General features: G+C 69.0%; 16 protein-coding genes. 13 read left to right on the forward strand and 3 right to left on the reverse strand.

All coding sequences use genetic code 11. From position 1 onward, the window contains the following. The first annotated feature begins 96 nt into the window (after positions 1 to 96). The 4 genes from AC3ERS_RS01990 (at position 97) to AC3ERS_RS02005 (ending at position 4,531) form a co-directional block, all read left to right on the forward strand. Positions 97 to 1,830 (forward strand): circularly permuted type 2 ATP-grasp protein, encoded by a 1,734-nt coding sequence (locus AC3ERS_RS01990; RefSeq protein WP_431962807.1) that lies wholly within the window; start codon positions 97 to 99, stop codon positions 1,828 to 1,830. Between the two features lie 3 nt (positions 1,831 to 1,833). After that, positions 1,834 to 2,808 (forward strand): alpha-E domain-containing protein, encoded by a 975-nt coding sequence (locus AC3ERS_RS01995; protein ID WP_431962809.1) that lies wholly within the window; start codon positions 1,834 to 1,836, stop codon positions 2,806 to 2,808. Further along, on the forward strand, positions 2,805 to 3,647 hold the full coding sequence (locus AC3ERS_RS02000; protein ID WP_431962811.1) for a transglutaminase family protein: 843 nt from the start codon (positions 2,805 to 2,807) through the stop codon (positions 3,645 to 3,647). The genes AC3ERS_RS01995 and AC3ERS_RS02000 overlap by 4 nt, the downstream gene beginning before the upstream one ends. Positions 3,648 to 3,742: 95 nt before the next feature. After that, positions 3,743 to 4,531 carry an aquaporin gene (locus AC3ERS_RS02005; RefSeq protein ID WP_431962813.1) on the forward strand — a complete coding sequence of 263 codons (789 nt, stop codon included), beginning with the start codon at positions 3,743 to 3,745 and terminating at the stop codon, positions 4,529 to 4,531. A 55-nt stretch (positions 4,532 to 4,586) separates the two neighbouring features. Here AC3ERS_RS02005 and AC3ERS_RS02010 read toward each other — a convergent pair whose 3' ends face one another. Beyond that, positions 4,587 to 5,138: a type II toxin-antitoxin system PemK/MazF family toxin gene (locus tag AC3ERS_RS02010; RefSeq protein ID WP_431962815.1), complete on the reverse strand. Its 552-nt coding sequence runs from the start codon at positions 5,136 to 5,138 to the stop codon at positions 4,587 to 4,589. Between the two features lie 247 nt (positions 5,139 to 5,385). Here AC3ERS_RS02010 and lepA point away from each other — a divergent pair, with 247 nt between their 5' ends. From lepA to AC3ERS_RS02025, 3 genes are all read left to right on the forward strand, one after another. Next, positions 5,386 to 7,236, forward strand: a complete 1,851-nt coding sequence (lepA, locus tag AC3ERS_RS02015; RefSeq protein ID WP_431962817.1) for a translation elongation factor 4 — start codon at positions 5,386 to 5,388, stop codon at positions 7,234 to 7,236. Between the two features lie 224 nt (positions 7,237 to 7,460). After that, a complete protein-coding gene (locus AC3ERS_RS02020) occupies positions 7,461 to 9,629 on the forward strand; it encodes a hypothetical protein (RefSeq protein ID WP_431962819.1) in 2,169 nt (722 codons plus the stop codon). Between the two features lie 66 nt (positions 9,630 to 9,695). Then, positions 9,696 to 11,486 carry a dynamin family protein gene (locus tag AC3ERS_RS02025; RefSeq protein ID WP_431962821.1) on the forward strand — a complete coding sequence of 597 codons (1,791 nt, stop codon included), beginning with the start codon at positions 9,696 to 9,698 and terminating at the stop codon, positions 11,484 to 11,486. Positions 11,487 to 11,509: 23 nt separating this feature from the next. On the opposite strand, the gene AC3ERS_RS02030 is transcribed toward AC3ERS_RS02025, so the two are convergent. Next, positions 11,510 to 13,498: a glycoside hydrolase family 15 protein gene (locus AC3ERS_RS02030; protein WP_431962823.1), complete on the reverse strand. Its 1,989-nt coding sequence runs from the start codon at positions 13,496 to 13,498 to the stop codon at positions 11,510 to 11,512. A gap of 84 nt (positions 13,499 to 13,582) precedes the next feature. On the opposite strand from AC3ERS_RS02030, the gene AC3ERS_RS02035 reads away from it, so the two are divergent. Continuing rightward, positions 13,583 to 13,861: a hypothetical protein gene (locus AC3ERS_RS02035; protein ID WP_431962825.1), complete on the forward strand. Its 279-nt coding sequence runs from the start codon at positions 13,583 to 13,585 to the stop codon at positions 13,859 to 13,861. A gap of 156 nt (positions 13,862 to 14,017) precedes the next feature. On the opposite strand, the gene AC3ERS_RS02040 is transcribed toward AC3ERS_RS02035, so the two are convergent. Next, positions 14,018 to 15,079: a M48 family metallopeptidase gene (locus AC3ERS_RS02040; protein WP_431962827.1), complete on the reverse strand. Its 1,062-nt coding sequence runs from the start codon at positions 15,077 to 15,079 to the stop codon at positions 14,018 to 14,020. A gap of 71 nt (positions 15,080 to 15,150) precedes the next feature. Here AC3ERS_RS02040 and AC3ERS_RS02045 point away from each other — a divergent pair, with 71 nt between their 5' ends. The 5 genes from AC3ERS_RS02045 to AC3ERS_RS02065 all read left to right on the forward strand — a co-directional run bounded on the left by AC3ERS_RS02045 (position 15,151) and on the right by AC3ERS_RS02065 (position 19,224). After that, positions 15,151 to 15,240, forward strand: a complete 90-nt coding sequence (locus AC3ERS_RS02045) for an Ms4533A family Cys-rich leader peptide (protein WP_309546086.1) — start codon at positions 15,151 to 15,153, stop codon at positions 15,238 to 15,240. Between the two features lie 212 nt (positions 15,241 to 15,452). Further along, positions 15,453 to 16,499, forward strand: a complete 1,047-nt coding sequence (locus tag AC3ERS_RS02050; RefSeq protein ID WP_431962829.1) for a sulfate ABC transporter substrate-binding protein — start codon at positions 15,453 to 15,455, stop codon at positions 16,497 to 16,499. A 36-nt stretch (positions 16,500 to 16,535) separates the two neighbouring features. Then, positions 16,536 to 17,429, forward strand: coding sequence for a sulfate ABC transporter permease subunit CysT (gene cysT, locus AC3ERS_RS02055; RefSeq protein ID WP_431962831.1), 894 nt, complete (start codon positions 16,536 to 16,538; stop codon positions 17,427 to 17,429). Beyond that, positions 17,426 to 18,232: a sulfate ABC transporter permease subunit CysW gene (gene cysW / locus AC3ERS_RS02060; RefSeq protein ID WP_431962833.1), complete on the forward strand. Its 807-nt coding sequence runs from the start codon at positions 17,426 to 17,428 to the stop codon at positions 18,230 to 18,232. Before cysT ends, cysW begins: the two co-directional genes overlap by 4 nt. Beyond that, positions 18,229 to 19,224, forward strand: coding sequence for a sulfate/molybdate ABC transporter ATP-binding protein (locus tag AC3ERS_RS02065; protein WP_431962835.1), 996 nt, complete (start codon positions 18,229 to 18,231; stop codon positions 19,222 to 19,224). Before cysW ends, AC3ERS_RS02065 begins: the two co-directional genes overlap by 4 nt. Positions 19,225 to 19,579 lie beyond the last annotated feature (355 nt).

Genomic DNA, 19,579 nt, shown 5'->3' on the forward strand with positions numbered 1-19,579 from the left:
GCGGGACCGTGGCCGAATTTCGGCGGTGGCCGGACGATGCAAGAAATTTACCTGCGTCTCACATGGCGTCACCCCTGCGTGTTGCACGATTTTTGCATGACTTCCGCCTCCCCGCCGCGTTCGGGACGGTCTACGGCGCCGAATTCGAACAGGCTCCAGGGACGGCGGAACGGCAACGGGCGGGCAACCTCGACGGAGCTGTTCCAGGGGTACGGCCCGGGCCGTTTCGCGGCGGCTTTCGACGAGATGTTCGACCACGCGGGCAGGGTGCGCCAGCCGTACAAGGGGATCTTCGCCGCCCTCGCGCCCATCGATGTCGCGGACCTGGCGCGCCGCTCGGACGCGCTCGACCGCGCCTTCATCGACCAGGGCATCACCTTCTCGCTGTCCGGTCAGGAGCGCCCGTTCCCGCTGGATCTGGTGCCGCGGGTGATCGCGGCGGCGGAGTGGAACAAGCTGGAGCGCGGTATCAAGCAGCGGGTGGTGGCGCTGGAGCTGTTCCTCGCCGACGTCTACGGCGAGCAGCACATCCTGCGCGACGCGGTCGTCCCGAGGCGGCTGGTCAACTCCTGCCAGCACTTCCATCGCGAGGCCGCGGGCCTGGTCCCGCCCAACGGCGTCCGCATCCACGTCGCGGGCATCGACCTCATCCGCGACGAGCGCGGCGACTTCCGGGTGCTGGAGGACAACGTGCGCTCGCCGTCCGGGGTGTCGTACGTCATGGAGAACCGCCGCACCATGGCCAGGGTCTTTCCCGATCTGTTCTCCTCGCACCGGGTGCGTGCCGTCGGCGACTATCCCAGCCACCTGTTGCGGGCGTTGCGCGCGTCCGCCGCGCCGAACGAAGCCGACCCGACCGTGGTGGTGCTCACGCCCGGCGTACACAACTCCGCCTACTTCGAGCATTCGCTGCTGGCCAGGCAGATGGGCGTGGAACTGGTCGAGGGCAGGGACCTGTTCTGCCGGGACAACTTCGTCTACATGCGCACCACCGAGGGCGAACGGCAGGTGGACGTGATCTACCGCCGCATCGATGACACCTTCCTCGACCCGATGCACTTCCGGCCCGACTCGGTGCTCGGCGTCGCGGGCGTGCTGAACGCGGCCCGCGCCGGGAACGTGGTCATCTCCAGCGCGGTGGGCAACGGCGTCGGCGACGACAAACTCGTCTACACCTACGTGCCGAAGATCATCGAGTACTACCTCGGCGAGAAGCCGGTGCTGCCGAATGTCGACACCTACCGCTGCTGGCTCGACGACGAACGCGAGCAGGTCATGGACCGGCTGGCCGAACTGGTGATCAAACCGGTGGAGGGCTCCGGCGGCTACGGCATCGTCATCGGGCCGGACGCGAGCCCCAGCGAGCTGGAGGCGGTGCGGCGCAGGGTCGAGGAGGACCCGCGCGGCTGGATCGCGCAGCCGGTGGTGCAGCTGTCCACGGTGCCGACCAAGATCGGCAACGATCTGGTGCCCCGGCACGTCGACCTGCGTCCGTTCGCGGTGAACGACGGCGACGACATCTGGGTGCTGCCCGGCGGACTCACCCGGGTCGCGCTGCCCGAGGGCTCGCTGGTGGTCAATTCCAGTCAGGGCGGCGGCAGCAAGGACACCTGGGTGCTGGCCGGGCGTGCTTCGCCGGCGGAACGCGAGCTGGCGGGTGGGGAGTTGGTGAGCGATCCGCCGCAATCGGATTCGCGCGAGGTCGGCCGCGAGCTCACCGCCGCGCAGGCCAATCGGCAACAGCAGCAACAACAGCAGGAGCAACGCCAGGGCGGCCCGCGATCGACAGTGCCGCGGCGGCGATCCACCCGGCGCTCAGGGAAGGAATAGCCGATGCTGGCCCGCAATGCCGAATCCCTGTACTGGATCGGACGCTACGTCGAGCGGGCCGACGACACCGCCCGCATCCTCGATATCGCGGTGCACCAACTGCTCGAGGACGCCACCGTCGACCCGGACCGCACCTCCCGGGTGCTGCTGCGGGTGCTCGGCATCGAACCGCCCCGAGGCGTACTCGACGTCTGGGCGGTGACCGACCTGGTCGCGTTCGGCCACGAACACGGCGGCTCGATCGTCGACTCGATCGCCAACGCGCGCGAAAACGCCAAGGGCGCGCGCGAAGTCACCTCCAGCGAAATGTGGGAGTGCCTGAACGCGACCTACAACGGGCTGACCGCCGCGGAGAAGGCCGCGCGCAGTCTCGGCCCGCACGAATTCTTCGCCTACGTCAAGGATCGGACGGCCATGTTCGCCGGGCTGTCGGATTCCACGCTCAGCCGCGACGACGGCTACCGCTTTCTGCTGCTGGGCCGATCCATCGAGCGGGTGGACATGATGGTGCGCCTGCTGCTGTCCCGCGCGGGCGACCGCACGTCCTCGCCCGCCTGGGTGACGCTGCTGCGGTCGGCGGGCGCGCACGACACCTACCTGCGCACCCACCGCGGCGCGCTGGACGCGGGCCTGGTCGTCGAATTCATCCTGCTCGACCGGCTTTTCCCGCGCTCGGTGTTTCACGCGGTGCGGGTCGCCGAGTCCTGTCTCGCCGAGCTGGACCAGCGCCCGAGCAGCCGGGTCGGTGCGAGGCACGAGGCACAACGCCTGCTCGGCAGGGCGCGCAGCGAACTCGAATTCCTGCCGCCCGGCGCGCTGCTGGAAGACCTGCAGGATCGGCTGCTCGCGCTACAGCGCACCTGCCGCGAGGTGAGCGAGGCCATCGCATTGCAGTATTTCCACGCCGCGCCGTGGGTGGCCTGGACCGACCTGCGCAGCAGCCACGACAGCCAGGTGCCGGTGGTGGGGGAGCTATGACCTGGCGGATCAGGGTGGTGCACACCACGGGATACGTGTACGACGCGCCGGTCACCCGGTCGTTCAACGAGGCGCGGCTCACCCCGCGGGCGGACAGCAGACAGAACGTGATCCTGAACCGGGTCGAGACGGTGCCCGCGACCCGGTCGTACCGCTACACCGACTACTGGGGTACTGCGGTCACCGCGTTCGATCTGCACGCACCGCACACCGAGCTGGAGGTGACGGGCTCGTCGGTGGTGGAGACCGAACCGTTCACCGGGCCGCCCGAGGAGCTGTCCTGGGAGGAGTTGCGCGGCGCGCACCTGGCCGACCGCTTCGGCGAGATGCTCACGCCCACCGCCTACGCGCCGCGCGATCCGGAGCTGGCCGAGATCGCGAGCCTGCTGTGTCGCGGCGTCTCGCCCGCCGAGGCGGTGCTGGAGGCGGCGGAGTGGGTGCACCGGGAGATGACCTACCTGGCGGGCACCACCTCGGTGCACACCTCGGCGGTGGAGGCCTTCGCCGACCGCAACGGCGTTTGCCAGGACTATGCGCACCTGACGCTGGTGTTGTTGCGCAGCATGGGGATTCCGAGCCGCTACGTCTCCGGATACCTGCACCCGAATCCGGCGGCCGCCGTCGACGAGACGGTGGCGGGCCAGTCGCACGCCTGGATCGAGGCGTGGACGGGGCAGTGGTGGGGACACGACCCGACGAACAACATTCCGATCAGCGAACAGCACGTCTCGGTGGGCGTCGGGCGCGATTACGCCGACGTGCCGCCGCTGAAGGGAATCTTTTCCGGCGGTGGCTCGACGGACCTCGAAGTCGTTGTAGAGATCACCCGTCTGGCGTAGCGTCCCACCTACAAACACCGTTTGATCTTGAATGGTCTGGGTTCGCAGCAATACCTCGTCTACCGGTAGCTCGAGATGGCGGAAGGTGTGTCTGTATGTCTCCCACGGCGCAGGAAGTTGTCGAGGAACTGGCCGAGGACAGGCCGATCCCCGACTTGAAGAAATGGGCGGCCGAGGCGCTCGGCACGTTCATTCTGGTGATGGTCGGTGTCGGCACCTTGGTGCTGGCCGGTGAGCGGGTCGGCGCGCTCGGGGTCGCGCTCGCCTTCGGTCTCACGCTGATGTTCCTGGTCTACGCGATCGGGCCGATCTCGGGCTGTCACGTCAATCCGGCGGTCACGCTCGGTCAGCTCATCATGGGCAGGCTCACCCCGATCAGCGCGGGCGGCTATGCGATCGCGCAGCTGATCGGCGCTTTCCTGGCCGGGCTCGTGCTGTTCGCGATCGCGAAGAATCTGCCGTCCTACGACCGCAGGGTCGACGGCCTCGGCGCCAACGGTTGGGGCAAGCACAGCCCGTCGGCCAAGACCGGGCCGCTCGGCGAGGTCGTCATCCAGAACGGCTACGGCATGGCCGCGATGATCATCATCGAGGTGATGCTGACGGCGCTGCTGGTCTTCGTGGTGCTCGCCTGCACCGACCAGATCTCCGACGTGCCGCTGGCCGGTTTGTCCATCGGCGTCACCCTCGCGGCGATCCACCTGGTCTCCCTCCCGGTGGACTACACCTCGGTGAACCCGGCGCGCAGCCTCGGCGTCGCGTTCTACCAGGAGGGCGCGCCAGGGCAGGTGTGGGCGTTCGTGATCTTCCCGCTGATCGGCGGCGTGCTCGGCGCGCTGATCTACGGCCTGCTGTACGGCCGGAGCCGGGAAATGATCAGCTGAGAACGGTTCGCGCCGACGGCCCGATTCCGGCGCGGCCGGCATCGGGCCGTCGCGTTCAGCTCCAGTGGTACTCGACGACCAGCCGGTGCGCGACCAGGTCGAAGGTCTTGCGGGCCAGGATGGCGCCCTCGCGGCGGATGCCCGCCTCGGGAACGTCCAGCACCCGGTCCAAGCGCACCCAGCTCGGCCTGCCGTCGTGGTCCCAGCTGCCGCTGCCGATGCCGATCCAGTTGCGGTCGTGCGCGCGTTCGGGATTAGACGAGAGCATCAGGCCGAGCAGGGTGCGGCGGTCGCGGCCGACCACGAGCACCGGGCGGTCCTTGCCGTTGCTCGGGTCCTCCTCGTACGGCACCCAGGTCCACACGATCTCGCCGGGATCGGCGCGGCCGTCCAGGTGCGGGCAGTAGACGATCTGCCTGGCTCGCTGCGCCGTGGGGACCGGCGTCGACGCGGCCGGTCGCACGGACACGCTGCCGTTGCGACGCTGCGCGAGCGAGCCGACCAGCCGTTCCACCAGCCGCGGTCCCTGCTGCCGGACGATCTTGGGACCCTGCTCCTTCGCGATCAGGCTCAACTGCTTGCCGAGAGAGTTCCAACTTCGGGCCATCGTTGGAGGATAACGGTGTGGTGACGACTTCTCATCCGGCACGCAATCCGCTTGGCACAGCTGAGGATTTGCGGTAGGGATCGCGGGCCGCTCGGACGGCCCGTCGCGGCGGGGGACATCTCAGGAAAACCGGGCGTGGCGGTGCCGACCGGGACGGCGCGGCGTCGGGGCCGGACCAGTGGACCGGGCACACCCGCGCTCATGGGACGATAGACCACAGTTTGCCGATACCCAGCTGAGGAGTGGAGTGCCCGCCAGCTTCGCCGACAAGACGTTCACCGATCCGTCCCGGATCCGGAACTTCTGCATCATCGCGCACATCGACCACGGCAAGTCGACGCTGGCCGACCGGATGTTGCAGCTCACCGGTGTGGTCGAGGAGCGGGCGATGCGCGCCCAGTACCTGGACCGGATGGACATCGAGCGCGAGCGCGGCATCACCATCAAGGCGCAGAACGTCCGGTTGCCGTGGCAGGTGGACGGCACCGACTACGTGATGCACCTCATCGACACCCCCGGCCACGTCGACTTCACCTACGAGGTCTCCCGTGCGCTGGAGGCCTGTGAGGGCGCGATCCTGCTGGTGGACGCGGCCCAAGGCATCGAGGCGCAGACCCTGGCCAATCTGTATCTGGCCCTGGACAAAGACCTCACCGTCATTCCGGTGCTCAACAAGATCGACCTGCCCGCCGCCGACCCGGACCGCTACGCCGCCGAGCTGGCGCACATCGTCGGCTGCGAGCCCTCGGACGTGCTGCGCGTCTCCGGCAAGACCGGCGTCGGCGTGCCCGAGCTGCTGAACGAGGTGATCAAGCAGGTGCCGCCGCCGGTCGGCGACGGCGACGCGCCCGCCCGCGCGATGATCTTCGACTCGGTCTACGACACCTACCGCGGCGTGGTCACCTACGTACGTGTGGTGGACGGCAAGCTCACCCCGCGCGAGAAGATCAAGATGATGTCCACCGGCGCGACCCACGAGCTGCTGGAGATCGGCATCGTCTCGCCGGAGCCGAAGCCGACCGACGGGCTCGGCGTCGGCGAGGTGGGCTACCTGATCACCGGCGTGAAGGACGTGCGCCAGTCCAAGGTCGGCGACACCGTCACCGCCGCGCGCAACGGCGCGACCGAACCGCTCACCGGCTACCGCGAGCCGCGGCCCATGGTCTACTCCGGTCTGTACCCCGTGGACGGCTCGGACTACCCGGACCTGCGCGACGCGCTGGACAAGCTCCAGCTCAACGACGCCGCGCTCAGCTACACACCGGAGACCTCGGTGGCGCTCGGCTTCGGTTTCCGCTGTGGCTTCCTCGGCCTGCTGCACATGGAGATCACCAGGGAGCGGCTGCAGCGCGAGTTCGACTTGGACCTCATCTCCACCGCGCCCAACGTGGTGTACCGGGTGGAGATGGAGGACGGCGCCGAGCACATCGTGACGAACCCCTCGTACTGGCCGGAAGGCAAGGTGCGCAAGGTGTTCGAGCCGGTCGTGAAGTGCACCATCATCTCGCCGAGCGAGTTCATCGGCTCGATCATGGAGCTGTGCCAGTCCCGGCGCGGCGAGCTGGGCGGTATGGACTACCTGTCCGAGACCCGCGTCGAGCTGCGCTACACCTTGCCGATGGCCGAGATCATCTTCGACTTCTTCGACTCGCTGAAGTCGCGCACCCGCGGCTACGCCTCACTGGATTACGAAGAGTCGGGCGAGCAGGAATCGCAGCTGGTGAAGGTGGACATCCTGTTGCAGGGCGAGGCGGTCGACGCGTTCTCGGCGATCGTGCACAAGGACGCGGCCCAGGCCTACGGCCACAAGATGACCACCAAGCTGCGCGAGCTGATCCCGCGCCAGCAGTTCGAGGTGCCCATCCAGGCCGCGATCGGGTCGAAGATCATTGCCCGCGAGAACATCCGCGCCATCCGCAAGGACGTGCTCGCCAAGTGCTACGGCGGTGACATCAGCCGTAAGCGCAAGCTGCTGGAGAAGCAGAAGGAGGGCAAGAAGCGGATGAAGACCATCGGCCGTGTCGAGGTCCCGCAGGAAGCCTTCGTCGCCGCGCTCTCTTCCGACGCTCAGGCCGACAAGCCGAAGGAGAAGAAGTAGGCCGGATCTCGCGTCCAGTCGAGGCGTTCGTCCAGTCCGGATGGCCCGTGAAAAGGGGGCTTCCGTTCCGGTTAGCAGGATGGCAAGGTTGTTGTGCTCGTTACCGTCACGCGCTCCGGTGTCTTGGAGAATGTGACAGCTGGGTTTTCCGGATATCGTTAGGTGATCTTCACTCGGTCTTCCCAGCGAGATGAGGATCCGAAAACCCGAGATGTGGAGCTTGCATGACGCGTGACCTGCCTTTCGACGACGACACCGATCTTGCCGAGCCCGCGGGTGACACCGCGTACCGTGTGGCGACCGGTGTCGCACGCGTCGCGAGGGCTGGAGCGTACGTGACCGGTGGCGCACTGATCGCCTCCAACGGTGGCGGCGTCCCGGCTCAGGGCGGCCAGCGACTGGACAGCTGGAACGCGGGCTGGGCGCACAACACCGATCCGGATCCCGATCTGCCGAGCCCGGTGGTCACCTTCCCGGATCCGGAGCCCGATTCGCTGCCGTACGCGCCGCCGCTCACCTCGGGGCCGCCGCACACCGTGGCCGCGCCCCAACCCGCGCCCGAGTTCCACCTCGAACCTCCGCCCGCGCCCGAGCCGTCGGAGTACTGGACCGGCAACCGGCCAGGCGAAACGGAGTCCGAGTCGCCCTACGGGTGGTGGGACAGCCAGGGCGCACCGACGCCCGGGTTCGCCCCGACGCCGGACTACGGGCCGTGGGATCAGACCCAGCCCGGGCCCGCCGAGGCCGCGCCGGGCGGCGGTTCCCCGTACGAATGGTGGGAGCAGAACCAGGGTTTCGGCCTGCCGGGCCACGGGCTGGGTCAGGCGGGTCACGGTTTCGGCCTACCGGGTAACGAGGGCTTCCTCGCTCCGGGCTCCAATCCGTTCGCGCCGAAGCTGCCCGCCACCAAGTTGTCGAACGAGAGCGAGTCGGCCGCCGAAAGCACTCGGTCGGCGGACAATTCGCTGCGCGCAGGCGATTCGCTCGGCGCCGGCGACATGTTCGACGGAGTCGGGTCGCCGGGGGATTTCGGCGTGTACTTGGGCGTCGACGCCGGCGCCGAGGTCTGGACCCACCTGGACGTCGATTTCGGCATCGGGCCCGACGGCGCGTATCTGACCACCGATCTGCGGGTCGAGGCGTCCGCGGGCCTGACCGTGAAGACGGCCGCGGGCACCAACATCGGTGACCAGCTCGACGACTTCTCCGATTGGCTCGAGGGTTCGCGGCCGGAGACCGGTTCCGCGCGCGGCGCCGCCGAGCAGCACGGTCCGAACGCGGGCGGCGCCGGTTTCGCGAGTGGCCTCTCGACGCCCGGTGCGAGCGCCCCCGTCTCGCATGCGGCGCCCGCGGCCGCCGCGCCGCAGCCGATCGCTCCGGCGGTCGCCGCCGCGCCCGCGCCGGTCGCCCCCGTCGCGCCGCCGCCCGCTCCCGTGGCCCCCGCCGTGGTCGCGCCTGCCGCCGTCGCGGCGCCGGTGGTGGCCACTCCGCTGCAGACCACCATCCAGCCGGAGGCCGCGACCACGCCCATCGCGAACGTCATCGGCACGCCGACGGGCCCGTCGCCGCTGACCGCCCCCGCGGCCGTGGCGCCCGCGCTGTTCGACCCGCCCGCGCGGCCGACTCCCGGGCCGACGTCGGTGACCGACACCCCGAAGTCGACCGACATCTACCCGGGGACCACGCCCGGCGCGCCGACCACGATCACCAAGACGGTGCCGACACCCAGCGTGCCGATCCCGACCAAGCCGGACACCGGCACGCTGCCGACCCTGGAACCCGGCGTCACCAAGACGCCGGGCGTGACGATCGTGCCGACGCCGGGCACGGGCACGGACGTGACCACGAAGACGCCCGGCGTCACGGTCACGCCGCGGCCCTCCACCCCGGACGACGACGTCACCATCCCGGGTGGCGGCACCACCGGCGGTAGCACCGGAACCACGGGCGGCAGCACGGGCACGACCGGTGGCGCGACGGGCGGCAATACCGGCGGCACCACGAACCCCGGCTCCGGCGTGGACACCACGTATCCGACCGGCGGCCAGACGACACCCGACGTCCCTACGGTCTCGGTGCCCACGCAACCCCCGACGCACGACATCCCGACGCAGGCGCCTACCGTGCCTTCGGTCGACATCGACGTGCCGACCGCGTCGGTCCCGACCGTCGCCCCGGTGCCGACCCCGGTCGTGCCGGTCAAACCGCCGGTCGTGGTCGAACCGCCGAAGACCCGTCCGATCAGCGACGAGCTCGACCACGTGAGCTACCACCACGCGGTCGCTCCGATATCGATCGAGCACGGCGGACTCGACGCGGGCCTGCTGCCAGGGACCACCATCATGACCGAGACGCACCACCCCGTCGCCGGACCGGATATGACACTGGTCTGATCCGGACCACCGGGGGAGTACGCACGTCGCACGGTCGAGCGCGAACACGAGAAGTGAGGAGGAGGGTTGTCTGCCGCAGCCGGACTGGAGTCCGCGACGGTGAAACATCCGGACGCGATGGCGCCGCTCATCCGGGTACTGGACGAACTGCGGGAGATGGCCAGATCCGCGGGCCGCGACGATCTCGGCGGTCGGCTGAGCATGGTGCGCGCCAGGGTTGGTGATCCCCGGGTCCGTCTCGTCGTCGTCGGCGACCCGAAGAACGGCATGAGCACGCTGGTCAACAGCCTGGTCGGGGCGCAGGTGAGCGCCACCGATTCCGCGCTGAGCGCACCGGTGATCGTGGAGTACGGGCCGGAGTCGAGCGCCACGCTGGTCAAGTCGACCGGCCCGGGCCGCACCGAACGCCAGCCGGTGGATCCGCTGAATCCGGGTCCGGCGCTGGCCGCGCACGGCGTGATCCGCGCCGAGTTCACCGAGCCGAGTTCGCTGCTCGCCGACGGCATCGTCCTGATGGACGCGCCGGGCGCGGGCGACGAGCACACCCGGTGGTCGATGATCGCCGCCGCCGACGCGGTGCTCTACGTCGCCGAGGCCTCGGCCGAGTTGACGCCGGTGCAGCTGGAGTACCTGCAGCGGGTGCAGCAGCTCTGCCCGACGGTCGTCTGCGTGCTCAACAAGATCGACATCCACCCGCACTGGTCGCACGTGCAGCAGCGCAACCGCGATCTGCTGGACGCGGCCGGTCTCGGGTTCGCCGTCGCGCCGGTCTCGGCGCTGCTGCACCGCCAGGCGGGCAACTACCAGCGCGATATCGAGTCCGGGGTGCCGCAGCTGATCGACCACCTGCGCGACTACGTGGTGGCGCGCGCCGACACGGTGGCCCGCGATGCCGCCCTGCGCGACATCCGGCTGGTGACCGACCATCTCGCCGTCACCCTCTACACCGAGGCCGAGGCGCTGCGCGATCCGCGCCGCCGCGCCCAGATCACCCAGCAGCTGCTCGCGGCCCGTGAAGAGGCCGATCAGCTGCGCCAGCGCACCGCCAACTGGCAGGTCACCCTCGTCGACGGCGCCACCGAACTGATGGCCGACATCGAGCACGACCTACGCCACCGGCTACGCAGCCTGGTGCGTGACGCCGAGGCCGAGATCGCCAAGGCGGATCCGGCGCGCGGCTGGAGGGATTTCGGCGCCGACCTAGACGCCCGCATCTGCGAGGCCGTCGAGGAGAACTTCGTCATGGCGCACTACCGCTCGGTGGAGCTGTGCGAGCAGGTCGCCGCGAAGTTCCCCGCCGACAACCGCACCCCGCCGCTGCCCGATCTGCGCTTGGCCAACCCGGGCGAGGTGCTGGAGCCGGTGGCGCCGCTGGAGTCGCTGGAGAGTGCCAAAGCCAGTGTGACCCAACAGGTTCTGTCCGGCCTCCGGGGTTCCTACGGCGGCATCCTGATGGTCGGTCTCGCGACCAGTCTGCTCGGCATGTCGCTGGTGAACTGGTATTCGGCGGGCGCGGGCGTGCTGCTCGGCGTCAACGCGATCTGGGACGACCGCAAGAACCGTCAGCTGCGCCGCCGCGCCGAGGCCAAGGTGGCGGTGGCCAGGCTGATGGACGACGTGATCTTCCAGGTGAGCAAGGAATCGCGAAACCGGTTGCGCGCCATGCAGCGGACGTTGCGCGATCACTTCACCGACATCGCCACCGACACGCTGCGCACCGCCGACGATGCGCTGCGCGTCGCGGAGGACGCCTACGGCAAGTACGGCGACCGGCGCGAGGACCGCATCGCCGAACTCGACACCAACCTGGGCAAGCTGCGCGCCGTCCGCGACCGCGCCGACTCGCTCGCCGCGTAACCCGCCGCGGACGGCGGCACAGCTCAGGCGGGGCTGATCGGCGGGGAGTGTGCGGGCTGGAACTGTCCGGCCCCGCGCTTGGCCTCGGCCCTGATCACGTGGGTGACCGCGTTGATCAGCGCCAGATGGGTGAACGCCTGCGGGTAGTTGCCCAGGTGCCGTCCGCTGCGCGGGTCGATCTCCTCGGCGTAGAGCCGCAGCGGGCTGGCGAAGCCGAGCAGGCGCTCGCACAGGTGCCGTGCCCGCTGGAGCTCGCCGATCTCGACCAGCGCCGAGACCAGCCAGAACGAGCAGATGGTGAAGGTGCCCTCCTCGCCGGTGAGTCCGTCGTCGGTGGTCTCGGTGCGGTAGCGCAGCACCAGCCCGTTCTCGGTGAGCCGGTCGGCGATGGCGAGCACGGTGGCGCGCACCCGGTGGTCGTCGGGCGGGAGGAAGCGGGTCAGCACCACGAGCAGCAGCGCGGCGTCCAGGGTGTCCCCGCCGTAGACCTGGGTGAAGACGCCCTCGCTCGTCACGCCGTTGGCGAGCACGTCGTCCCTGATCTCCTCGGCGATCGTGTACCACTCGGTGGCGCGCTGGAACTGGCCGTGCAGTTCGGCCAGTTTGGCGCCGCGATCCAGCGCCACCCAGCACATCACCTTCGAGGAGGTGAAGTGCTGCGGTTCGCCGCGCACCTCCCAGATCCCGCGGTCGGGCTCGCGCCAGTGTGTGATCGCGGCGTTCACCTGCCGCTCCAGCAGCGGCCACAACGTCTCGGGGACCTGCTGGCGCGACTTCACGTGCAGGTACACCGCGTCGAGCATGGTGCCCCAGATGTCGTGCTGGTTCTGGTTGTAGGCGCCGTTGCCGATGCGCACGGGCTGGGCGCCGTCGTAGCCCTTCAGGTGCTCCAGCTCGCTCTCGACGAGATCGCGTTCCCCGCCGATGCCGTAGAGCACTTGCAGCGGAACGGGTTCGCCGTTGTCGCCGGTCGTCGCGTCGTTGAGGAAGCAGAAGAAGTCGTCGGCCTCGCGGTCGAGTCCGAGCGTGTACAGGCCCCACAGGGCGAAGCTGGAGTCGCGCACCCAGCTGAAGCGGTAGTCCCAATTGCGTTCGCCACCAGGGGTTTCCGGCAGCGAGGTGGTGGCCGCCGCCATCAGCGCGCCGGTCGGCGCGTAGGTCAGGCCCTTGAGCGTCAACGCGCTGCGCTGTAAGTAGTTGCGCCATGGGTGATCCGGGAATTTGCCGAGGGTGATCCACTGCCGCCAGCACTCGGTGGTCATCCACATCTTCTCTGCGGCGTCCTCGAATGTCTTGGGGGCGGGCAGATCCGACCAGGTGAGCGCGACGAAGACCTGGTCGCCCTCGCGCATCCTGGTGCGCGCCCGAGCCTCGCGCCCCTCCAGCCCCAGGCGCAGATCGGTGGTGAGCACCAGGGTCGGGCCCGCGCTGGGATCGCTGCTGCACACCGCCGTGGCTTCCTCGTAGACCTTGCCGGTGTACTCCCAGCGCGCCGTGGAGCGGTGGTAGTCGAAGGCCGGTTCGCAGCTCATCTCCAGCTCGACCGTGCCGTTGACGCATTTCACAGTGCGCAGCAGCATGTGCTCGGCGTCCCAGTCCATCGGGGTGCGCCGATGGGTCTTGCTGCGCTGGACGTTGTTGTGCCACGGCCCGAGCACCAGCGCGTCGCGCACGATGAGCCAGCCGGTGTCGGTCTGCCAGGTGGTCTCCAGGATCATGCCGCCGGGCAGGTAGCGGCGCGCGGCGGGCACGTTGACGCCGTACGGGCCGATCCGGAAGTGCCCGGCGCTGCGGTCCAGCATCGCGCCGAAGACGCTGGGGGAGTCGGGGCGCGGCACGCACATCCACTCGACCGCGCCGTTGCTCGAGATCAGGCAGCTGGTCTCGCAGTCGGACAGGAAGGCGTAGTCGTCGATGGGGGGATGGGTGCCGCGATGCCTGGACTGAGTGAGCGCGCTGAGCACCGGCAGATCGTCGGGTTCGCGAACTGTCAGATCATCCGTTGACGCCATACCCCATCATGTGTGCCGCCCAGGCCCGCCGTCCACCCGAATGCGCCGGTCGGTTGCTCAGGTTGGGCCAGTAGGCTGGTATCCGTGCATCGCGTTGCAGGTTGGTGGGACGGTTTCGAGCTGTGGGTCGCGGGATTGCCGTTCATCCCGCAGTTCCTCGTTGTCCTTGTCGGCATGGTCCCGGTGAGTTTCGCCATCGCGTACCTGCTCGACCGCGCGCTGCGCGCCGCCTTGCAGCTGCTCGGCCGCAACCGCGCCCGCGAGCTCACCGTCGCCGACGCCGCGATCCTCGCCGAGCCGTCCCCGGTCCTGGTCGACGACCGGCCGGGCGACCGCAGGCCCGTTCAGACCGGAGCACGTTGATGCCGCGCTCCCGGGTCCAACTGGCCCTGCTCGCCCTGCTCGTGCTCGTCGTCATCGCCTGGTTCTTCACCCGCTGAATCGCCCGCACGGATTCGCGGCGCTTCCGACGCCCCGCAGGCCGTCCGCGGCCTGCGGGGCGTGGGAAAGGATGCGCGCTCAGTCCGCCCGGTCGCCGTTGCGCCAGTCTGCGAGGCGCTTGCCGAGAGTGGAGATGGTTTCGCCGACCTCGTGGCCGACGGTGCCGACCGCCGCGCCGACGTCGCGGCCGAGGTTGCGCACGGTGCGCACGAGCGGGTCCTCGGACTGGTCGAAGTTCTGCCGGTAGGTGCGGGCCGCCTCCTTGATCTCCGCGCTGATGCTGGTGTTCTTGTCGTGCGCGCGGTGCGGGTAGTCGCCCGCGAGCACGCGGTTGTACTCGCCGCTCTGGATCCAGCGGCGCAGTTCGGCGGCGCGCAGCACCGAGAACGGATGCGACTGCAACTCCAGGTTCAACAGCTTGAGGACGCCGTCGCGCAGGTCGCCCGCGCGCTGGTAGTCGTCCGCCTGGGCCAGGAACGCCCCGTGGTTCATCTCGTGCACGCACGCGCCGCCCGCGGTCTTCATGTGCACCCGCACCGACGCCTCCACGTCCTGGCCGCAGAGCAGTCCCGCCCGGTCGCCCGACAGCTCCGACTTGCGGCTCCACTCCATGAGCGCGGCCACGATGGCGCGCAGCGCCCAGCCGCCGACCGGCATCCAACCGACGCTCGCCGTGAGCCGCAGCAGGTGCATGAGCATCGTGCGGTAGACCGCGTGCCCGGACAGCGCGTGCCCGAGCTCGTGGCCGACCACGAAGCGCAGTTCTTCGGTGTCCATGAGGTCGATCAGCGCGGTGGTCACCACGATGAACGGCCGGTCCATGCCGATGGTGAAGGCGTTCACGTGCGGGCTCTGCAGCACGAACATCTCCGGCGTGATCGGCGCGTCCAGGATCTGCACGCAGTCCGCGCGCAAGTCGTGCAGCGTCCGGAACTGCCGCTCGTCCACCCGTACGGCGGTGGCCAGGTAGAGCAGCCGGTGCTGGCGTTCTTGCAGCAAACCAGAGAGGGTGCGCAATACGGTGTCGAATCCGGTCAGCGAGCGCAGCGCCACCAGGGCGGTGCGGTCGGCGGGGTGTTCCCACGCGCGAGTGCTGATGCCGGGCAAACGTGTGCGGACCCGATCCGGACTGATCGTCATGGGATGAAACCCCCCTTGTTCAGGAACTCTTCGATTCGAACTAGCGAGCTGTGCTCTGCTACAGTCTGCCCGTGTCTTCGAGTGCCGTCCCGCAGGTCCGCCATGAATTGGCGTTGATCGCTGTCGGCAACCTCGCGGTCGCGGACATTCTCTGTCGTTGATCGGTGACCGGGCACGTCTGCGCGTCCCTGCCCCGTAGACTGGCGTGCAATTTTTCGCAGACGTCCCCGACCCCCGCGTCGGCCGTTTCCGGCCGGTAGTCGCGCCACTGTCGCGCAGTTCGGCGGCAGGTCTACCCGATCGACACGAATCTTACGCTGCCACGGTCTTTTTCGATCCGCGTGGCGGTCCGCAGGAAAGGTCCCACCCGACGATGTCTCGCAACACTTGGCTCGCCCCGCGCCGACGCTATGCCGCCGCCGCGCTCACCGCGGTAGCGGCGGTCGTGCTCACCGCCTGCGGCGGCGGAGCCAGCGACACCGTGGGCGGAGGTGGGGCCGACGGCAGCGGCGGCACCTTGAACCTGTACGCCTACGCCGTCCCCAAGCCCGGATTCGACAAGGTCGTCCCCGAGTTCAACAAGACCGATGCGGGCAAGGGCGTCCAGATCCAGCCGTCCTACGGCGCCTCCGGTGACCAGTCCCGCAAGGTCAAGGACGGGGCCGAGGCCGATGTCGTGAACTTCTCGGTGGAGCCCGACATCACCCGCCTCGTCGACGCAGGCCTGGTCGACGCGAACTGGAATGCCGACGCCAACAAGGGAATTCCGTTCGGCTCCGTGGTCGCGATCGTGGTGCGCAAGGGCAACCCGAAGGGCATCAAGGACTGGGACGACCTGCTGAAGCCGGGCGTCGAGGTGGTCACGCCCAACCCGTTCAGCTCCGGCTCGGCCAAGTGGAACCTGCTCGCCCCGTACGCGGCGAAGTCCGACGGCGGCAAGAACCCGCAGGCGGGCTTGGACTACCTGAGCCAGCTGGTCTCCAAGGAGCACATCAAGGTGCAGCCCAAGTCGGGCCGCGAAGCCACCGAGACCTTCCTGCAGGGCACCGGTGACGTGCTGCTGAGCTACGAGAACGAGGCCATCTTCTCCGAGCGCAAGGGTGACCCGATCGAGCACATCATCCCGCCGACCACGTTCAAGATCGAGAACCCGGTCGCGGTGCTGAAGAACAGCAAGAACCCGGAGAAGGCCGTCGCCTTCCGTGACTTCCTGTTCACCCCGGCCGGTCAGAAGGCATGGGCCGAGGCCGGTTTCCGTCCGGTCGACCCGAAGGTCGCGAGCGACTTCGCCAAGGACTTCCCGACTCCGCAGAAGCTGTGGACGATCGCCGACCTCGGTGGCTGGAAGACCGTGGACAAGGAGCTGTTCGCTCCCAACACCGGCAGCGTCGCGGTCATCTACGACAACGCGACCAAGTAGCTGGGTGACCCACAGCACACGGGATACTGGACGATTGTGACTGACAGCAGTACCGCCGGGACCGGGGTCGCCCCCGGTCCCGGCGTAACCAAGAAAGCAGCACGCCCGGGGCGCTCGCGCTGGTCGTGGCTGCGGGTGAGCGGCTCGGTGGGCCCGCTCGGCATCGCGACCACGGTGCTGTGGCTCAGCATCATCGTGCTGCTGCCGCTGGCCGCGCTGACCGTGACCTCCTTCGAGGACGGCTGGTCCGGCTTCTGGGAGGCGATCACCGCACCTGCCGCGCTCGACTCGCTGCGCATCACGGTCCTCGTGTCGGTGATCGTCGCGCTGATCAATGTGGTGATGGGCACCCTCATCGCCTGGGTGCTGGTGCGCGACGACTTCCCCGGTAAGGGGATCGTCAACGCGCTGATCGACCTACCGTTCGCGCTACCCACCATCGTCGCCAGCATTGTGCTGCTGTCGCTCTACGGTCCGCAGAGCCCGATCGACATCCACTTGAACGCCACCCAGCCCGGTCTGGTGGTGGCTCTGGCGTTCGTCACGCTTCCGTTCGTGGTGCGCTCGGTGCAGCCGGTGCTCATGGAGGCCGACCGTGAGGTCGAGCAGGCCGCGCTCTCCCTGGGCGCGGACAACTGGACCACCTTCCGCAGGATCGTGCTGCCGACGCTGGCACCCGCGATCATCAGCGGCGGCGGCCTGGCCTTCGCCCGCGCGATCGGCGAATACGGTTCGGTCGTGCTGATCGGCGGCGCCATCCCGCGCAAGACGGAGATGGCCTCGCAGTACATCCAGAAGCAGATCGAGATCGATCGGCCGGTCAACGCGGCGGCCGTCTCGGTGGCGCTGCTGGCGATCTCGTTCGTGACGCTGCTCGTGCTGCGTCTGCTCGCGGACCGCAGCGCGCGTAAGGAGCAGGCGACCCGATGAAACCGTCCGCCCTGACCCGCATTTCGCTGCGGACGGTGGCACTGGGCTACCTGTTCGTGCTCTTGCTGCTTCCGCTGATCATCATCCTGTGGCGCACCTTCGAGAACGGCATCGGCGCGTTCATCGACTCGATCACCACGCCCGCGGCCCAATCGGCGTTCCAGCTGTCGCTGCTCATCGTGGCGATCGTGGTGCCGGTGAACGTGGTCTTCGGCGTGGTGACCGCCATCGCGCTGGTGCGCGGCCGCTTCCCCGGCCGCAACCTGGTGCAGGGCATCGTCGACCTGCCGTTCGCGGTCTCGCCGGTCGTCGTCGGTGTGTCGCTGATCCTGCTGTGGGGCGCGGGCGGCTGGTTCGGCGGCCTGGAGAACGCGGGCCTGAAGGTGATCTTCAACCTGCCCGGCATGGTGATCGCCACCATCTTCGTCACGCTGCCGTTCGTGGTGCGCGAAGTGGAGCCGGTGCTGCACGAGATCGGCGACGACCAGGAGCAGGCCGCGGCCACCCTCGGCGCGTCGCGGTGGCAGACGTTCTGGCGGATCACCCTGCCCGCGATCCGCTGGGGCCTGACCTACGGCGTGGTGCTCACCGTCGCGCGTGCGCTCGGCGAGTTCGGTGCGGTGATCATGGTGTCCTCGGCGCTGCCCGGCCAGTCGCTGACGCTGACGCTGCTGGTGCACGGCCGCTACATCAACGACCACAACTCGTTCGGCGCCTACTGCGCCGCGACCCTGCTGATGGGCATCGCCCTCGTGACTCTTCTTCTCATGACTCTTCTCGAACGCAAGCGGGGCGCCAAATGATCACCGTGACCAACGCAAGGAAGAACTACGGCACCTTCGCGGCGCTAGACGATGTCACCATCGACATCCCGTCCGGCGAGCTGACCGCGCTGCTCGGTCCCTCCGGTTCCGGCAAATCGACGCTGCTGCGCTCGATCGCCGGGCTGGAGTCGCTGGACTCCGGCGTCGTCACGATCGCGGGCAACGACGTGACCCGGGTGCCGCCGCAGAAGCGCGACATCGGCTTCGTCTTCCAGCACTACGCGGCGTTCAAGCACATGACCGTGCGCGACAACGTGGCGTTCGGCCTGAAGATCCGCAAGCGGCCCAAGAACGAGATCGCGAAGCGGGTCGACGAGCTGCTCGGCATCGTCGGCCTGGACGGCTTCCAGCACCGCTACCCGGCCCAGCTGTCCGGCGGCCAGCGCCAGCGCATGGCACTGGCCCGGGCGCTCGCGGTGGACCCGCAGGTGCTGCTGCTGGACGAGCCGTTCGGCGCGCTGGACGCCAAGGTCCGCGCCGACCTGCGCACCTGGCTGCGCCGCCTGCACGAGGAGGTCCACGTGACCACCGTGCTGGTGACCCACGACCAGGAGGAGGCGCTCGACGTCGCCGACCGCATCGCGGTGATGAACAAGGGGCGGATCGAGCAGATCGGCACCCCCGAGGACGTCTACGACCGGCCGTCCAACGAATTCGTCATGTCCTTCCTCGGCGATGTGGCGCGGCTGAACGGACATCTGGTGCGCCCGCACGACATTCGCGTCGGCCGCGATGCGAGCATGGCGCTCGCCTCGGACGAGGGCACCGCGGAATCGGCGGGCGTCACCCGCGCCACGGTGGAGCGGGTCGTGCACCTCGGCTTCGAGGTGCGCGTGGAGCTGCGCAACGCGGCCACCGGCGACCACTTCGCCGCCCAGGTCACCCGCGGTGACGCCGAGGCGCTGCGGCTCTCCGACGGCGAGACGGTGTACGTCCGCGCGACCCGGATTCCGGAGCTGCCCGCGAGCTGAGTCCCCGGGTACCCGCGGTTGGCGCGGAACGCGCTGTCCCGGAACGATTTCGGGGCCGTGTGGGCGAATCCCATCGGGCTGCTGGGACATTGCTGACATCGCCAGAAGTGCGGTCGGTGCTGTGTAGAGCCGCATTGACAGTCGGCAAATGCGGACCGGCGATCGGAAAGTCACGAGGCACCGTGTCGCGTTGCGCAGTACCGGTGTGTCCCAAGGTCGATCGGGCAGGTCGGATGCTACGCCGGTGATCGGTTCGGCTCGCGCACGGCGACCGGCGGGGTGCGGACAACCCGCTGTCCGGTGGTTGGCACGACGGTCGCCGAGTGGTTGCGTGGGTGGTGTTCGAAGCGCATCG

The sequence above is a fragment of the Nocardia sp. bgisy134 genome (assembly GCF_057708325.1).